The 17,526-nt window shown below is 39.1% G+C and carries 17 protein-coding genes; 10 read left to right on the top strand and 7 right to left on the bottom strand.

The genetic code is table 11. The features are described 5' to 3' along the window. Positions 1 to 40 precede the first annotated feature (40 nt). The 8 genes from AABB81_RS08630 to AABB81_RS08595 all read left to right on the top strand — a co-directional run bounded on the left by AABB81_RS08630 (position 41) and on the right by AABB81_RS08595 (position 6,830). Entirely contained in the window at positions 41 to 349 is a 309-nt protein-coding gene (locus tag AABB81_RS08630; protein WP_342159963.1) for a DUF3467 domain-containing protein, read from the top strand. Between the two features lie 46 nt (positions 350 to 395). Next, a complete protein-coding gene (locus AABB81_RS08625; protein ID WP_342159962.1) occupies positions 396 to 1,526 on the top strand; it encodes an aminotransferase class I/II-fold pyridoxal phosphate-dependent enzyme in 1,131 nt (376 codons plus the stop codon). A 16-nt stretch (positions 1,527 to 1,542) separates the two neighbouring features. Further along, on the top strand, positions 1,543 to 2,163 hold the full coding sequence (bioD, locus tag AABB81_RS08620) for a dethiobiotin synthase (protein ID WP_342159960.1): 621 nt from the start codon (positions 1,543 to 1,545) through the stop codon (positions 2,161 to 2,163). Further along, positions 2,163 to 3,428, top strand: coding sequence for an adenosylmethionine--8-amino-7-oxononanoate transaminase (gene bioA, locus AABB81_RS08615; RefSeq protein ID WP_342159959.1), 1,266 nt, complete (start codon positions 2,163 to 2,165; stop codon positions 3,426 to 3,428). The genes bioD and bioA overlap by 1 nt, the downstream gene beginning before the upstream one ends. A 1-nt stretch (position 3,429) precedes the next feature. After that, complete coding sequence (locus tag AABB81_RS08610; RefSeq protein WP_342159958.1) at positions 3,430 to 4,587, top strand: beta-ketoacyl synthase N-terminal-like domain-containing protein; 1,158 nt, start codon at positions 3,430 to 3,432, stop codon at positions 4,585 to 4,587. 41 nt (positions 4,588 to 4,628) lie between these two features. After that, positions 4,629 to 5,720: a biotin synthase BioB gene (bioB, locus tag AABB81_RS08605; RefSeq protein ID WP_342159957.1), complete on the top strand. Its 1,092-nt coding sequence runs from the start codon at positions 4,629 to 4,631 to the stop codon at positions 5,718 to 5,720. Positions 5,721 to 5,882: 162 nt separating this feature from the next. Continuing rightward, the gene (locus tag AABB81_RS08600; protein WP_342159956.1) at positions 5,883 to 6,206 is read left to right on the top strand and encodes an Mpo1-like protein; all 324 of its coding nucleotides are present in this window, start codon (positions 5,883 to 5,885) and stop codon (positions 6,204 to 6,206) included. Positions 6,207 to 6,245: 39 nt separating this feature from the next. After that, positions 6,246 to 6,830 (top strand): peroxiredoxin-like family protein, encoded by a 585-nt coding sequence (locus AABB81_RS08595; RefSeq protein ID WP_342159955.1) that lies wholly within the window; start codon positions 6,246 to 6,248, stop codon positions 6,828 to 6,830. Positions 6,831 to 6,918: 88 nt separating this feature from the next. Here AABB81_RS08595 and groL read toward each other — a convergent pair whose 3' ends face one another. From groL to miaB, 7 genes are all read right to left on the bottom strand, one after another. Next, positions 6,919 to 8,556, bottom strand: coding sequence for a chaperonin GroEL (gene groL, locus AABB81_RS08590; protein ID WP_342159953.1), 1,638 nt, complete (start codon positions 8,554 to 8,556; stop codon positions 6,919 to 6,921). A 35-nt stretch (positions 8,557 to 8,591) separates the two neighbouring features. Next, a complete protein-coding gene (locus tag AABB81_RS08585) occupies positions 8,592 to 8,870 on the bottom strand; it encodes a co-chaperone GroES (protein WP_342159952.1) in 279 nt (92 codons plus the stop codon). A gap of 132 nt (positions 8,871 to 9,002) precedes the next feature. After that, the gene (gene secG, locus AABB81_RS08580) at positions 9,003 to 9,344 is read right to left on the bottom strand and encodes a preprotein translocase subunit SecG (protein WP_342159951.1); all 342 of its coding nucleotides are present in this window, start codon (positions 9,342 to 9,344) and stop codon (positions 9,003 to 9,005) included. Between the two features lie 8 nt (positions 9,345 to 9,352). Continuing rightward, positions 9,353 to 10,138, bottom strand: a complete 786-nt coding sequence (locus AABB81_RS08575; RefSeq protein WP_342159950.1) for a hypothetical protein — start codon at positions 10,136 to 10,138, stop codon at positions 9,353 to 9,355. Positions 10,139 to 10,141: 3 nt separating this feature from the next. After that, a complete protein-coding gene (locus AABB81_RS08570; RefSeq protein WP_342159949.1) occupies positions 10,142 to 10,645 on the bottom strand; it encodes an LptE family protein in 504 nt (167 codons plus the stop codon). Positions 10,646 to 10,750: 105 nt separating this feature from the next. Beyond that, entirely contained in the window at positions 10,751 to 11,992 is a 1,242-nt protein-coding gene (locus AABB81_RS08565; protein WP_342159948.1) for a sigma-54 interaction domain-containing protein, read from the bottom strand. A 47-nt stretch (positions 11,993 to 12,039) separates the two neighbouring features. Next, positions 12,040 to 13,476 carry a tRNA (N6-isopentenyl adenosine(37)-C2)-methylthiotransferase MiaB gene (miaB, locus tag AABB81_RS08560; protein WP_342159947.1) on the bottom strand — a complete coding sequence of 479 codons (1,437 nt, stop codon included), beginning with the start codon at positions 13,474 to 13,476 and terminating at the stop codon, positions 12,040 to 12,042. A 228-nt stretch (positions 13,477 to 13,704) separates the two neighbouring features. Between miaB and topA the strand changes: the two genes are divergently transcribed. Together topA and AABB81_RS08550 are read left to right on the top strand one after the other, a co-directional pair. After that, the gene (gene topA / locus AABB81_RS08555) at positions 13,705 to 16,194 is read left to right on the top strand and encodes a type I DNA topoisomerase (protein WP_342159946.1); all 2,490 of its coding nucleotides are present in this window, start codon (positions 13,705 to 13,707) and stop codon (positions 16,192 to 16,194) included. A gap of 131 nt (positions 16,195 to 16,325) precedes the next feature. Next, on the top strand, positions 16,326 to 17,483 hold the full coding sequence (locus AABB81_RS08550) for a formimidoylglutamase (RefSeq protein ID WP_342159944.1): 1,158 nt from the start codon (positions 16,326 to 16,328) through the stop codon (positions 17,481 to 17,483). The last annotated feature ends 43 nt before the right edge of the window (positions 17,484 to 17,526 follow it).

The raw sequence follows: 17,526 nt of genomic DNA, 5'->3' as shown, positions 1-17,526 counted from the left end.
GCACGATATATCGTGCCTTTTTTTTTTAAAATTTTCAGTCATGTCAAAAGAAACAAATCAGAATCAGTTAAATATTGAGATAGATGAAAAAACAGCTGATGGTACTTACGCCAACCTGGCGATTATCAATCACTCTATTTCAGAATTTGTTGTAGATTTTATAAATGTGATGCCGGGATCACCCAAGTCAAAAGTAAAATCAAGGATCATCCTGACACCTCAGCATGCCAAAAGGCTTGCGAAGGCTTTGGCAGAAAACATAAAAAGGTTTGAAGCTAACAATGGTGAAATTAAAGATTACGAGCAACCTCCGATCCCATTGAATTTCGGCCCGACAGGTCAAGCTTAAAAGTTTTAAAAACGGGTAATAACCCGTTTTTTTTTATTTTAGCCATATGAATTTTCCGTCAAATCTTAATGAGAAACTAGAGGCTCGTCGTTTCAATGAAACCTTAAGAAGCCTGCCTCGTCAAAATGACCTGATAGATTTTTCTTCCAATGATTATCTTGGATTTTCCAGGAGTGAACTTATTTCCAACCAAGTGATGGAGGAGATGAAAACCCATGATCCCAGTGTCGGAAGTTCGGGTTCAAGGTTATTATCCGGTAATTTTGATTTTCACGAAGCTCTGGAGATACAACTTGCAGGGTTTTTCCAGGCAGAAGCTGCCTTACTTTTCAATTCAGGTTATGATGCCAATATAGGATTGTTGTCTTCGGTTCCCCAGCGAGGTGACAGCATTTTTTACGATGAGTTTTCACATGCATCGATTAGGGATGGTATCAGGTTATCCAATGCAAAAAACTTTGGCTTTAAGCATAATGACCTGAACGATCTCAGGAATAAAATTGAAAGGACCAGTTCAGAAGGCGAAGCGTATGTTATTGTTGAGTCTGTATACTCCATGGATGGTGATTCAGCCCCTTTAAGAGAACTTGTGGATTTATCCATTGAAATGGGTTTTAAATTGATTGTGGATGAGGCTCATTCAACAGGAATATACGGATCCCTAGGTCAGGGAATGGTTGTCGAAAAGCAATTGGAATCATTTGTTTTCGCGAGAATACACACCTTTGGAAAGGCCTTGGGATGCCATGGAGCCACAGTCGTTGGGAGTCAAAAACTGATTCAGTATCTTATTAATTTTGCGCGGTCGTTTATTTATACAACTGCGATGCCTTTATTCAGTGTACTTACCATAAAATATGCGATTTTGGCTTTGGCTGAGACAAATGAGAGGGAGCTCTTAAACCAAAACATTTCTTTTTTTAGAGAAAGGATAACTGCCTTAAAACTGGATGATATTTTTATCAAAAGCAGCAGTCCTATCCAAAGTTCGGTCTTCGATTCACCTAAAAGGGTCAAGGAACTTTCCGTTAAATTAAGAGATCATAATTTCGATGCAAAATCAATCCTTAGCCCTACTGTTCCTTTGGGTAAAGAGCGAATCAGGTTTTGTATTCACAGTTATAATACTTCTTCTGAGATTCAGGAAGTTCTTTTTTTATTGAGTACTTTTGTCTAGATTTTTTAAGTACTTCATGAATAAATATTTTATCACTGGTATAGGTACCGATATAGGAAAAACTGTGGTTTCAGCCATTGTTACCGAAGCTTTGGAAGCTGATTATTGGAAACCGGTGCAAGCCGGAGAATTACAGTACACTGACACACATCGTGTCAGGGACCTTATTTCTAATTCAAGATCTGTTATGCATGAGCATAGTTATGCCTTACAATCACCCATGAGTCCTCACGCCGCAGCCGCTATTGATGGAATAAGCATAGATCTGTCTTTTATCAGGCCGCCGAAAACTGAAAATCATCTGGTCATTGAAGGAGCCGGAGGTTTGCTGGTACCTCTCAATGAGCAAGAAACCATGCTTGATTTGATCAGAGAGGAATATAAGGTCGTAGTAGTTTCAAGGCACTATTTGGGTAGTATAAACCATACCCTTCTTACCTTGAGTGAATTGAGAAACAGGGGTTTGAACGTGTCGGGAATCGTGTTTAATGGCACTGTAAATGAGCGTACTGAAAGTATTATTAAAAAAATGGGGATTGTAAAGGAAATTGGAAGAATCGATGAGGAGCCATATATCGATAAAAAGACAATTAAAAAGTACTCAAGATTATTTAAACCGCTACTCGAAGCCCTATAATGAATTTTAAAGAAAGAGACCGAAAGCATTTATGGCATCCCTTGACCCAGCATAAATTGCACCCCGACCATTTGCCCATTGTAAAAGCAAAAGGTGTTTGGTTGTATGACGAAAACGGACAACGATATATAGACGGTATTTCTAGTTGGTATACCTGTATGTACGGGCACAGTCACCCAAAGATTATATCACGTGTAAAAGAGCAGCTCGATGTCTTGGATCAGGTTGTTTTTAGCGGATTCACCCATCCTCCGGCCATAGAATTGTCTGAAAAATTAATACCGCTGTTACCCCCGGGTATGGAGAAGTTATTTTTTTCTGATAATGGTTCGACTTCAGTTGATGTGGCGATTAAAATGTCGTTACAATATTATTTTAATAAAGGAAATTCCAGGAAAAGAATTGTTGCTTTTGATAACGCTTTTCACGGAGATACCTTTGGTGCCATGTCGGTGTCCGGACTATCTGTTTATAACGGGCCTTTTGAGAATTTCCTGCTGACAGTAGACAGGCTTAATGTGCCGGATAAGACAAATATCGAGACTGTAATGAAAAGTTTTCGGGCCATGCTGGATTCCAACGAAGTGGCAGCTTTTATCTATGAGCCTTTGGTGCAGGGAGCAGCAGCTATGCATATGTACAGCCCTGATCATTTGGAAATCCTTATCAAGATGGCGAAGGAAGCAGGGGTTTTGACCATTGCTGATGAAGTGATGACAGGTTTTGGTAAAACAGGTAAGAATTTTGCTTCTGAGTATATGACGTCACAGCCCGATATCATCTGCTTGTCAAAGTCTTTAACCGCCGGTGTTGCTCCGATGGCGCTTACCTGTTGCAGCCAAAAAGTTTATAACGCCTTTTTTGATGATGAGATAAGCAAAGGTTTTTTTCACGGGCATACTTATTCTGCAAATCCGTTGGCCTGTACTGCGGCCATTGCCGGATTGGATCTTCTTTGTTCACATGAAATTCAAACAGCAATTAAAACTATTCACCAACGGCACCTTGAATTTGAACGTTATATCAAAAACCATGATAAGGTGAAACAAACCAGGGTTACCGGGGTTATTTTAGCTATGGACCTGGATGTTGAAATGGATAGATATGGTACACTAAGAGACAGGCTATATGCCTTTTTTATGGAACAAGGTGTATTTCTAAGGCCTCTGGGCAATACGATCTATACTCTTCCACCCTTTGTGATTTCTAATAGTGAATTGGAGCGTATTTATGAGGTCATGGAAAAATCTTTGGAAATAATCTGACATGAAAAACGAGATATCCATTATTTCCATGGCATCAGTATCGGCACTCGGGGCCTCAGAGGATGAAATTTGGGGAAACTATAAAGGAGGCAGATCTTTAATTCAAGAAAAAGATTTTAAAAAATTTCATGCTTTAGTAAGTGAAATAAGCGATATACATAAGGATCGTATACAGGAACTCAGGAGTATCAAGAATTATAAAGATCTTGATCCTTCAGTTTTAATGGCGATCTATTGTTCAAGAATGGCATATAAAAAAGCACATTGGAATGATAAGGAATTTGGTGTGAATATAGGTTCTTCGCGAGGTGCTACCCGGTTGTTTGAAAAGTATTTTGATGAATTCAGTAAAAATGAAAAGGGCCTTGTAAACACCTTAAGCTCCCCGACCACAACCCTGGGTAATATTTCTTCTTGGGTGGGGCATGATTTGCATACCCTGGGGCCGGTTATAAGTCACTCGATAGCCTGTTCAACAGCTTTGCATGGTGTTTTAAATGGGATTGCATGGATCAACAGTGGCATGAGTGATCGTTTTTTGGCAGGTGGGAGCGAAGCCTCCAATACGGCTTTTACCCTTGCTCAAATGAAAGCCCTGAAGATCTATGCCAGGGATAAAAATGAATTTCCCTGCAGGAGCCTGGATATGGATAAAAAAGTCAATTCGATGGTTCTGGGAGAAGCAGCTTCTGTATTTTGTCTTGAAGGAGGTGTTCAAAAATCGGCTCTTGGCGTCATTCGGGGAATTGGTTATGCCACCGAACCCCTTAAACACAATATTTCAATTTCAACAAATGCAGATTGTTTCCAGCGCTCCATGAAAATGGCCTTAAACGGGATGGAGGCAAGGGAAGTGGATGCCATAGTGATGCATGCTCCCGGGACCATAAAAGGTGATGGTTCTGAGTTTAATGCCATTAAAAAAGTGTTCGGTGATGATTATCCGGCCCTGACTTCAAATAAATGGATTATAGGTCATTCTCTTGGTGCTTCCGGTGGAATGAGTCTTGAATTGGCGATACTGATGATGCGGCATCAGGAATTTATTGAAGTGCCATTTGGCAGTTTTTCAAAAACACCTGAACAGATCAGGAAGGTCATGATCAATGCCGTTGGTTTTGGAGGAAATGCCGTTAGTATTTTACTTTCTTTAGATTAATACATAAGGTTTCCTTATTTTTGACGTTTAAAATTTTCCACATGAGCAGATATTCCAAACAAGAGATCATTGATATATATAATAAACCACTGATGGAGCTGGTATATGAGGCTGCCCGTGTGCATAGGGAATTTCACGATCCGTCAAAGATTCAGGTAAGTACATTGATCTCAATTAAAACAGGAGGTTGCCCAGAAGACTGTGGCTATTGTCCACAGGCAGCCAGGTACCATACCCAGATTGACAAGAATGATTTACTGCCTTATGAAACTGTTATCAATTTGGCCAAGCGCGCTAAAGAGAATGGGTCTTCGCGTGTTTGCATGGGAGCGGCCTGGAGAAATGTTAAAGAAGGGGAAGATTTTGAGAGTGTTTTAAAAATGGTCAGTGGTATTAGCGAATTGAATATGGAAGTATGCTGTACACTTGGAATGGTTACCCAAAGTCAGGCAACTCGTTTGGCAGAGGCAGGTTTACATTATTACAACCATAACTTAGATACTTCAGAGGAGTATTACAAAGAGGTGATTTCAACCAGAGGTTATGAAGATCGTTTGGAAACATTGGATAATGTTAGAAAAAGTGCCTTAAAAGTTTGTTCGGGTGGTATCATTGGAATGGGTGAAAAAATTGAGGATAGAGCTGGAATGTTATTGAGTCTTTCGATGCTGGATCCGCAGCCGGAATCAGTGCCGATCAATGCCCTTGTTCCGGTTGAAGGAACACCTCTTGAAGAACAAAATATCGTACCGGTCTGGGATGTGGTCAGAATGATCGCTACCACCAGAATCGTAATGCCTAAGACAACCGTAAGGTTATCGGCGGGAAGAACCCAAATGAGTACAGAGGCTCAGGCCTTGTGTTTTATGGCAGGAGCTTCGTCTATTTTTGCGGGAGAGAAATTATTGACCACTCCCAATCCCGGAGAAGATAAAGACGCTCAGATGTTTGAAGACCTGGGTTTAACCCCCACTGAAAAACAGAAGGATGATACAGGTAAATTCAAGATCAGAAAATCTCTTGTGGAAGCCGAAGAGGTTAAAAAATGGAGCAGGCCCGGACATACCATAGAAAGAAATGTTGAAGCTACGGCAAAGGCAAAAGAAATCAGAAAAGAATTAAAAGAGAATTAATCGATTTCAACGGCTATAAACTATGATGACCTGTATGCTGATCATTAGATAAAGCAATAGAATTTATTTTTTGCAATGGAATAATTGTTCTTTTGTGCTTTGTTTTGCACTTTTTATTTTTGTATTTTTCTACTCTATCAATTGATTTTAATCAATTTATATATGAAAGAAATTAAATCCTACAGTGAATTCTACCGTTTTTACCTCACTGAACACCAGAATAAAACCTGCCGAAGTCTTCACTTTATTGGAACTTTTCTGGTGTTTGTGCTGATATTTCTGGCCCTCTACCTTAAGCTGTCAGTTTTGTGGTATTTTGTACCGCTTATGGGGTATGGATTTGCCTGGGTGGGTCATTATTATTTTGAGAAGAATAAGCCTGCTACTTTTACATATCCCTTTTGGAGTCTCGTCTCCGACTTTAGAATGTTTTTTGACATCGTATTGGGCAGAATATCTTTAGACGGAACAAAGGACCGGATGTAATTTGAATATTATCCTTCGTCTAAACTTCAAAACAAGGAGATGAAAATACTTTTAACTTTTATAGGCCTGTTTGTGAGTGCTCTTTTAGCGGCGCAAATTGATGATGATCATTTAATGTTAGGTGAAACAGCACCTTCCATCATGGGCAAGGACCAAAATGGAAAATTGATCGATTCTAGGGAAATTTTAAAGGACAATCAGATTTTACTCATTTTCTACAGAGGAAATTGGTGCACTTATTGTAAAAAACACTTGAGCTCCTTGGCAGTACATTTACAGGAATTTCAAGACAAAGGTGTTTTTGTACTCGTTGTTACTCCTGAAAAAGTTGAAAAAACCCAAGAGACAGGAAATAAATATAATAATGGATTTTCTATAATTCATGACCCTGGGAATAAGATTATGACTGCTTATAAAGTAGCTTTTACCGTTAATGAATTATCTGTTCCCAAATATTACGATAAGATTACTCAGAGGATTAATGAATACAATGAGGATGACAATAATGTATTACCGGTTCCGGCTACTTATTTGATCGATCAATCGGGTAAAATATCTTATGTACATTACGATCCGGATTATAAGAATCGATCGGATCTCGACGCAATTTTAAAGTCTTTATAAAAAAACACCTGCTCAAAGTAATGAACAGGTGTTTTTAAGGTATTAACAATACAATCTTATTGTATCATTCAATCATAATGTCATTTGATTACATCATGCCTGGCATGCCACCTCCCATTGGAGGCATACCACCTCCTGCAGGAGCATCTTCCTTGATGTCTACAAGGGCACACTCAGTGGTCAGGATCATTCCCGCAACTGAAGCCGCATTTTCCAAAGCAATACGAGTTACTTTTGTAGGATCAATAATTCCTGCCTTATGCATGTTCACGAACTCTTCTGTTTTCGCGTTAAAACCAAAGTCTCCTTTTCCTTCCAACACTTTAGAGACGATTACAGATCCTTCATTACCTGCATTTTCAGCAATTTGACGTAATGGTTCCTCAATAGCTCTGGCTACGATCTTAACGCCTGTTGCTTCGTCCTGATTCTCTGTTTTTAAATTAACCAGCTTTTGTTTTGCTCTTACCAAAGCAACCCCTCCACCTGCGATAATTCCTTCCTCTACAGCTGCTCTAGTGGCATGTAAGGCATCATCAACACGGTCTTTTTTCTCTTTCATTTCAACCTCACTCGCAGCACCGACATACAGTACAGCTACACCTCCGGCTAATTTTGCCAAACGTTCCTGAAGTTTTTCTTTATCGTAATCAGAAGTCGTTGTCTCTATTTGAGATTTGATCTGGTTTACCCTGGCCTTTATGGCATCTGTATCTCCAAAACCGTTTACAACTGTGGTATTGTCTTTATCAATGCTAACTCTTTCTGCAGTACCCAACATGTCAATTGTAGCATTTTCGAGGGTAAAACCTCTTTCTTCAGCGACTACAGTACCTCCCGTTAAAATCGCTATATCCTCAAGCATTGCCTTTCTTCTATCTCCGAATCCAGGAGCTTTTACTGCTGCGATTTTAAGAGAACCTCTTAATTTGTTCACGACTAAAGTAGCAAGAGCTTCTCCGTCGATATCTTCAGCAATGATCAATAAGGGTTTTCCAGACTGAGCCACTGGTTCAAGTACCGGCAAGAGATCTTTCATTGTTGAGATCTTTTTATCATATAAAAGAATATAAGGAGATTCCAGGTCAGCAATCATTTTTTCTGAATCAGTTACGAAATAAGGAGACAAATATCCTCTGTCGAACTGCATTCCTTCAACTATGTCAACATGTGTTTCTGTACCTTTAGCTTCTTCAACAGTAATCACACCTTCTTTACCAACTTTGTCAAATGCTTCAGCGATCAATTCTCCTATTGATTCGTCGTTATTGGCAGAGATTGATGCAACTTGTTTGATCTTGTCAAGCTTATTGCCTACAAGTTGAGATTGCTTGTGAAGATCCTCAATAATGACTGTTACAGCCTTGTCAATGCCGTGTTTAAGGTCAAGTGGATTTGCACCAGCAGCTACGTTCTTTAAACCTTCCTTGACGATAGCCTGCGCTAAAACTGTCGCAGTTGTTGTTCCGTCACCGGCAAGATCGTTGGTTTTTGAAGCAACCTCCTTAACCATTTGAGCACCCATATTTTCATGGGCATCTTCCAATTCGATTTCCTTTGCAACCGTAACACCATCTTTTGTGATTTGAGGTCCTCCAAAGGCTTTTCCGATCACTACATTTCGTCCTTTCGGTCCTAAGGTTACTTTTACTGCATTTGCCAATGCATCGACACCACGCTTCAATCCTTCGCGCGAGTCTATATCAAAAATTATATTTTTTGCCATTTTATTTTATTTTAAGTTTTTGGTTGTAATTAGAATTATAGAATTGCGAAGATGTCGCTCTCCCTCATGATTAGATAGTCATTTCCATCCAGTTTTAATTCGGTACCCGCAAATTTGCCATACAGCACGGTATCACCAATTTTAACAGTCATTGGTTCATCTTTGGTTCCGTTACCGACTGCAACAATTTTACCTTGTTGTGGTTTTTCTTTTGCCGAATCAGGGATATAAATTCCAGATGCTGTTTTGGTTTCTGCCGCTAAAGGCTCAACAAGAACTCTATCTGCTAGAGGCTTAATTGTTAATTTACTCATTATATATATTTTTAGGTTATTAATATTTTCTTCAAAGTTGCAAAAACACTGCCATTGTGAAAAAACTGACAAATGAGAAAAAAAAATGCCAACGTGTCATTACGTTGGCATTTTTGTTTGTTTTTATCGTGCTCAGTTGCTGCTGTCTATCAATTTGTCAGTATCTAAAGTTGGAGGAGTGTCCAACACTTCCCGATTGTTGATGATCCCTTCCGTCTCAGACCTTAAGTCAACTGAATTTGCTCTTGGAATAGCAAAATTAGACAAAAGTATCAATGCGAATAAGGCAATGGCTAAAGCCCATGTGCTTTTATCAAGAAAGTTCGTTGTATTTTGAACCCCACCAAGGCTCTGAGAGCCCCCGCCTCCGAAAGAAGAAGATAGTCCGCCTCCTTTTGGGTTTTGAACCATGATTACCAGTATAAGTAATACTGAAACGATAATAATCAATATTAAAAATAGAAAGTACGACATAATCTAAATTATTTTGCTTGTAATTTTTTTATTGCTTCAATTTGGTGTGCAAAGAAACTACTTTTTTCCGGATATTTCAAACTTAAAATTGTAAAAGCTGTAATCGCTTTTTTGTACTTTTTTTGTTCCACATAAACATGGGCCAAAGTCTCTGTCATCAGGCTCTCATTTTCTTGTACACTATTCATGGCGATATCATTATAATTGTCATATAATGAAGGATTTATCTTTGGGCTTGCTGCGATAAACTGATCGATCAGATCCATGTTTGTATCACCTTTTTGCTCCTTTTGCCTCTTAGCCGTTTCTCCGGGGGTTATATCGCTGTCTGATCTTTCGTTCCTTTGAATAGGAGTAAAACTGCTCAATTGCAGCCATTCCCTGAAAGAGTGGGTTTCATCGCGTTTAAATTGCAAAGGCTCTCCAATGCCGAGTGTTTTTTCGGGAGATGATGCTGCTGTTATTTCAGACTTTTCTTTAATAACCGGAGCAGTCTCCGTCTTTTCCACAGGTACTGATTCCTCTTCAATTAAATCCGCGGGAGCCGGATGGATGTCGAGATCGCCTGAAGTGATATTATCAAAAAGAACTGTCCGGTCAGTTGTGTAGGCAGCTGTTTTTTTTAAATAATCGTTGTACTTGAAGCTGTGCTGATTCTTTAGTCCGTTCAGATGAAGATAATGGATCACCTGAAAGTAAGGATACTCCTTTATAAGTTCAGAGAGACCTTGAATTTGCCCTTTTTTAATCTGGCTGGGTTGTGACAATATTTTATTGAATTCAATCAGATTCATATACTACCATTTGGCAACAGCTGCGTTAAAAATATCTTGTGTAATTCTTTCGAAGATTTCTTCATAGGCAGATTCAAGAACCGATCCGGTCAACTGCAGGTTTCCGTCATAATCACTGTAGAAAGAAAAGGTCTGTTCAAAATCATCCTCCTCATTAAGACGGTTGTAAAACCTTACCCTAACCCCAATGGTCAATCTATTCTGAGCCGCAGTCTGTTCGGCTGTTGCTGCAATAGGCATAATCCTGTACTGGGTGATTTCACCTTCAAAATGCAAATCTCCTCCTGAATCAGTCAATTTCAGGTTGGTTTGCCTCAAAAACAGATCCTGCAGTGCCAGGGTAAAACTCTGGCTCAAAGTAGGCTCAACCAGGATGGCGGTATTTGGAAAATAATCTATCTGTATAGTCTTCGCATCCCCTGTGCTTCCTCCGGTAAAAGAGTACACTCCGCATCCAATAGGCAGAAGGAGGATAAGACAAGCCAAACCAAATAAAATGTTCTTCATTAGTAATTAAATGTATATAGCAAAGGTTCGGTAGAAACTTAATAAGAAATCACAGAATTTCTAGAACAGCTTACTTTGAACAAATAAACAATTAAAGGATCGAAATCACAAATTATATTGGTTTATTTTTCTGTACAGTGTTCTTTCTGAAATGCCTAACTCCTTTGCTGCCAGTTTCCTTTTTCCTTTATTTCTCTCAAGGGATTGTTTGATCATTTCAACTTCTTTTTCCTGCAGTGAAACAGTTTCTTCTACAGTCTCGGCATCGTCAAAGGATACCAGTTCAGGATTAGGTTCAAACTTCTCTTGTTCTTCTTTGGAAATAATTTCAAGGGGATGGTTATCATCACGATCTTCGTTTTTTCCATAGATCTTGTCAATAAGTAACTGCGTCTTTTTCTGAGGTTTGTTAGGAACTTCTTCATTGAGCAGTTCCCTGGTCAGTTTCTTCAGATCGGTAATGTCATTCCTCATATCAAAAAGAATTTTGTACAGGATCTCTCTTTCATTGGCAAAATCACCTTCAGACTTTTTTTGTGAAACCACTGCGGGTAGATTTTGATTGTAATCAGGCAGGTACGAACGTAAAACAGCTCCTGTTATATTGCGGTTTTGTTCAAGAACAGAAATTTGTTCAGTGAGGTTTCTCAATTGCCTGATATTTCCTTTCCATTGATTTGACACCAAAGCTTCAACGGCATCATCGTCAAGTCTTATGGTTGGCATATTGTATTTCATGGCAAAATCCGAGGCAAATTTTCGAAACAAAAGATGGATATCATCATTCCGGTCTCTCAATGGGGGTAAATGAATTTCGACGGTGCTTAGTCTGTAATACAAATCCTCCCTGAATTTTCCTTTTTGAATGGCCTGAAACATATCTTGATTTGTTGCAGCCACAATTCTTACATCTGTTTTTTGCACTTTTGACGATCCCACTTTAAGAAACTCCCCATTTTCAAGAACCCTTAACAATCTTACCTGAGTCGTTAAAGGCAGTTCACCTACCTCATCCAAAAAAATTGTTCCACCATCGGCCACTTCAAAATAACCGTTTCTGGATTGTGAAGCACCTGTAAAAGATCCTTTTTCATGCCCAAATAATTCGCTGTCAATAGTTCCTTCGGGAATGGCACCGCAATTCACAGCAATATATTTGGCGTGTTTTCTATGAGAGAGGTTGTGAATGATTTTGGGTATAACTTCTTTTCCCACTCCACTTTCTCCTGTAACAAGCACTGAAATATCGGTTGGTGCAACACGCATTGCCTTTTGAAGGGCAACATTGAGCTGGTTATTGTTACCAATGATTCCAAATCGTTGTTTTATGGTTTGTAATGATTCCAAAATAATTATTTTATGGCCCGTCTTAACAGGCAATGATTTCTATTTTTTTAGGCTACGCGTCTTCCTATCAGGGTGGCTGAAGTACAATCATCAATGTGGACCATGACCAGATCTCCTATTTTTTCATCTGTTTTTGGAAATACAGCAACCGCATTTTGCGAATTTCTGCCCATCCATTGTTCAGATGATTTTTTAGAGTCACCTTCAATAAGGATTTCAACTGTTTTACCCACAAATTGCTGCATACGGTATAGTCCATGTTTTTGTTGAAGATTGATGATCTCGGATAACCTTCTTTTTTTTGTTTCCATTGGGACATCATCTTCCAATTTCTTTGCTGCGAGTGTTCCCGGACGTTCAGAGTAGGCAAACATAAAACCAAAATCATACTTTACATACTCCATTAAAGACAGGGTCGCTTTGTGGTCCTCTTCTGTTTCACCACAGAAACCTGCGATCATATCCTGAGAAATAGCACATTCTGGAATGATTTTGTTGATATTGTCGATAAGTTTGATATAGTCTTCACGCGTATGTTGACGGTTCATTCTTTCAAGCATTCTCGTGCTCCCGGTTTGAACCGGCAAATGAATATAGTTGCAAATATTTTCGTATTTGGCCATGCTGTGCAATACGTCAATACTCATGTCCTGCGGATTGGATGTCGCAAATCTAATTCTCATTTTCGGGACTTCCTGCGCCACCAGTTCAAGGAGTTTGGCAAAATCTATAGCAGTGGCTCTGGCGATTTCTGAAGCATTTTTAAAATCCTTTTTTAAGCCGCCGCCGTACCAGAGATAAGAATCCACATTTTGACCCAACAAGGTAATTTCTTTATAACCTTTTTCCCAAAGATCCTGTGCTTCTTTCAAAATACTTTGAGGATCCCGGCTTCTTTCTCTACCCCTTGTAAAAGGCACCACACAGAAAGTACACATATTATCGCAGCCTCTGGTAATCGAAATAAAGGCTGAAACCCCATTGCTATTGAGCCTTACCGGGGTTACATCCCCATAGGTCTCTTCTTTGGACAAGATTACGTTGATCGCATCCTTTCCACTTTCAATTTCTTTAACCAGATTTGGCAGATCCCTGTAAGCATCGGGACCAACAACCAGGTCGACCATTTTTTCTTCTTCAAGAAATTTGGTTTTTAACCGCTCAGCCATGCAGCCGAGGACCCCAATTTTCATCTCGGGGTTAATCCTTTTTACACGATTGTACTTTTGTAATCTTTTTCGAATCGTCTGCTCTGCTTTTTCCCTGATAGAACAGGTATTAACCAGAACCAAATCAGCTTCCTCCAACAGATGTGTCGTGTTGAAACCTTCCTTGGCAAGAATAGAAGCGACGATCTCACTATCGTTCAAATTCATTTGACACCCATAACTTTCTATAAAAAGTTTTTTGTTATTCCCTTTTATTTTATCGGTGATAAGGGCCTGGCCCTGTTTTTTTTCTTCTATGATATTTTCACTTGCCATTTTCATTTTTTTGGGATTGCAAAGATACGATCAAAATTTGTTTTTATGACATTTTGACAGAAAAAAATAGATGCTTGAAGAAGTTAAAATATCCCTAAAACCCATGAATTTTACTTATTAAAATTTCGAATTAAAAATTTCTATATACTTTTGCAATCTCAAAAAGGGGTTTTCAACTTGCGGTTCAACCAGCCGCTTTATGTTGCATTCATCATAAAAAAGATAAAAATGTCGAAGAATTTAGTAATTGTAGAATCACCAGCCAAAGCCAAAACCATTGAAAAATTTTTAGGAAAAGATTATGTGGTGGAATCGAGCTTTGGGCACATTGCTGATCTGCCATCCAAAGAGTTAGGAGTAAATGTTGATGGGGATTTTAAACCAAATTACACAGTTTCTTCAGATAAGAAAGCGGTTGTTAAAAAATTGAGGTCGCTGGCAAAAAAAGCGGATACGGTATGGCTGGCCAGTGATGAAGATCGCGAAGGAGAGGCTATTGCCTGGCATTTATACGAACAACTGAAATTAAACGACGAGAATACAAAACGGATCGTTTTTCATGAAATAACAAAAAAGGCTATTCTTAAGGCCATTGAAAATCCGAGAAGCATCAATTACGATTTGGTGAATGCGCAACAAGCCAGAAGGGTTTTAGATAGATTGGTAGGTTATGAACTCTCTCCCGTACTTTGGAAAAAAGTAAAAGGAGGTTTGTCCGCAGGAAGGGTACAATCTGTTGCTGTAAGGCTCATCGTTGAAAGGGAGCGTGAAATTGAAAACTTTGTTCCGGTGGCCTCCTACAGGGTCGTAGGAGAATTCATTAATGAAGAAGGTAAAAAGTTCAAAGCCAGATTGCCGAAAAATTTCCCCACCAGAAAAGCAGCCGAATCATTTTTGGAATCATGTATTGGAGCGAGCTTTAAGGTTGATGACTTAACGACCAAGCCGGCAAAAAAATCTCCTGCTGCACCTTTTACAACTTCCACATTACAGCAAGAGGCTTCGAGAAAATTATATTTCCCGGTAGCCAAAACCATGGTGGTTGCCCAAAGGTTATATGAAGCAGGACTCATTACATATATGAGAACCGATAGTGTTAATCTTTCTGATGATGCTAAAAAAGAGGCTCAGGAGGAGATTGTCAGTTCATATGGAAGCGAGTACAGTTATCCGAGAAATTTTACGACAAAATCTAAAGGGGCTCAGGAAGCGCATGAGGCAATCAGGCCTACCAATATGAGTACCAGAACTGTAAAGATCGAAAGTGATCAGGCGAGGTTATACGAATTGATCTGGAAGAGAACGCTTGCTTCCCAGATGAGTGATGCTCAGTTTGAGAGAACCAATGTAAGAATAACCAATAACAAGAATCAAGAGGTTTTGACCGCCAATGGTGAAGTGATTACTTTTGAAGGTTTTTTAAAAGTATACCTGGAGGGGGATGACTTTGAAGAGGAGGAGCAAGAAGGAATGCTTCCTAAGCTTAAAGTAAACGAAGTGCTAGAGAATTCCTATATCAATGCTACAGAACGCTATACAAAAGCACCTTACAGATATACGGAGGCCTCTTTGGTCAGGCAGCTTGAAGAATTGGGGATTGGACGTCCATCTACCTATGCTCCAACTATTTCGACGATACAAAGGAGAGAATACGTTGAAAAAGGCACAGTCGAAGGAAAGGATAGAGATTATACAGAATTGACGCTTTCAAATGGGCAAATAGTTTCAAAAACCCTAACTGAAAAAGTTGGTGCGGATAAAGGAAAAATGGTACCTACTGATATAGGGAAGATCGTAACTGATTTTTTAATCGATAATTTTTCCTCTATCATGGACCTTGGTTTTACAGCCAATGTAGAAAAGCAGTTTGATGATATTGCTGATGGAAATGGAAACTGGACAGAAATGATCAAGGCTTTTTACGGTTCATTTCATGATGCTGTTGAGCATGTTTCGGAAAATGCTGAAAGGGCAAAAGGAGAACGCTTGTTGGGAGTAGATCCTGAGTCAGGTAAAAACGTTTACGCAAGATTGGGCAGATTTGGGGCCATGGTGCAAATAGGTGAAGCTACTGATGACGAAAAACCCAAGTTTGCAAGTTTACAAGGAGAACAAACCTTAGGCAATATCACTTATGAAGAGGCTATGGACCTCTTTAAATTGCCTAAAGCACTGGGTAACTATGAAGGTGAGGAGGTAGTTGTGGCCAATGGAAGGTTTGGCCCTTATGTGAGGTTTGGTAAAGCCTTTGTTTCTTTGGAAAAGGATGAGAATCCGATGGAAGTCGATCTTAAGAGGGCGATAGAATTAATAGAGGAGAAGCGGCAGGCAGATGCACCCATTGCTGAATATGAAAACCTTCCGGTTCAAAAGGGCGTGGGTCGATTCGGACCTTTTATAAAATGGAACGGCATGTTTATTAATGTCAACAGAAAATACGATTTTGATAATTTGTCGTATGATGATATTGTTGAATTGATTGAAGCAAAGAAGCAAAAGGAGATCGAGAAAGTAGTGCATAATTGGGAAGAAGAAGGAATTAGAGTTGAAAAAGCACGCTGGGGCCGTCACAATATTTTAAAGGGGCGCACCAAAATTGAGTTGGCCAAAACCGTAGATGCCCAGGCACTTACTCTTGAAGAGGTTAAAGATCTGATTGAAAAAAATGCACCAAAGAAAAAAGCCGTAAGAAAGAAGCGAGCTGTAAAAAAGAAATAATTAATTTATTTTTCGAAAAAGGGTCCTTTCAGTTTTAAAACTTAAAGGACTTTTTATTTTTTGTAAACACTAATTTCATTCATGTCGAAATTTAATTACATTGCGGCGATTTTTATCTTTAACATTATCATATGAGCCTAGAGCTTCTTTTACCTGTAGAAGAAAATGCAGTTGCCCATACTGCTTTGCAATCAGACCTTACCTTAGGAAGAAAAATTAAGATACACACAAAAAAGGAAGGGTTGCCCAACCTTGAGCATGTTCAAATAGCCATGATTGGTATTTCGGAGGCAAGAGGGGCCGTTGACAACATTGGAGCGGGAAAAGGATTGGATATCATCAGAAAATATCTGTATCAGATGTTTCCGGGTAATTGGAATTTACAGATTGCTGATCTTGGTAATGTACCCCTTGGAAATGAAACAGGGGATACCTATTTTTTAGTTCAGGAAATCCTGGGTGAGTTATTAGAGCAAAAGATCACTCCCGTTATTATTGGTGGCAGCCAGGACATTACCTATGCCAATTACAGGGCCTATGACCGGTTGTATAAACCTGTGAACATTGTATCTGTAGACAACCGCTTCGATATTGGTGAAATGGATCCAAAGTTGAATTCACGTAATTATTTACACTATATCGTCATGGATAAACCGAATAACCTGTTTAATTACAGTAATATCGGTTTTCAAACTTTCTTTAATTCTCAGGAAGAAATCGACCTTATGGACAAAATGTTCTTCGAAGCCTACAGGCTGGGAGAGGTCACTCATGACCTGTCTTCGGTTGAACCCATTTTAAGAGATGCAGATATTGTAAGCATTGACCTGGGAGCGGTAAGAATGAGTGATGCGCCGGCAAATAGCAATTCTGTTCCCAACGGTTTTTTTGGGGATCAGATCTGTGCCATTGCAAGATATGCAGGAATCAGCAGTAAAGTTTCTTCATTTGGCCTTTACGAATATAATTCAAAATTTGACCAAAGAGAAAATACCGCTCATTTGATGGCTCAGATGATATGGTATTTTATGGAAGGATATAATTTAAGGATTGAGGAATATCCCTTTGAATCAGTTGAAAACTATAAAAAATACATCGTTTTAGTCGAAAACGAAACGATTAATTTCTTCAAAAGCAATAAGAGCGAAAGATGGTGGATGGAAATTAACTTTAGCCATAATAATATGGATAAATCTTCGTTAGTACCATGTACGTATCAGGATTATTTAACAGCAAATAATCAGATAATACCCGAAAGATGGTTAAAAACCTTCAGAAAATTAAATTAATACACACTAAACTTGGTTTTTTAGCGTTCTTAGGGAACAAAAG

The organism is Lutimonas vermicola (genome assembly GCF_038433205.1).
Lineage (GTDB): Bacteria > Bacteroidota > Bacteroidia > Flavobacteriales > Flavobacteriaceae > Lutimonas > Lutimonas vermicola.
This window is presented reverse-complemented; position numbering and strand designations above follow the sequence as displayed.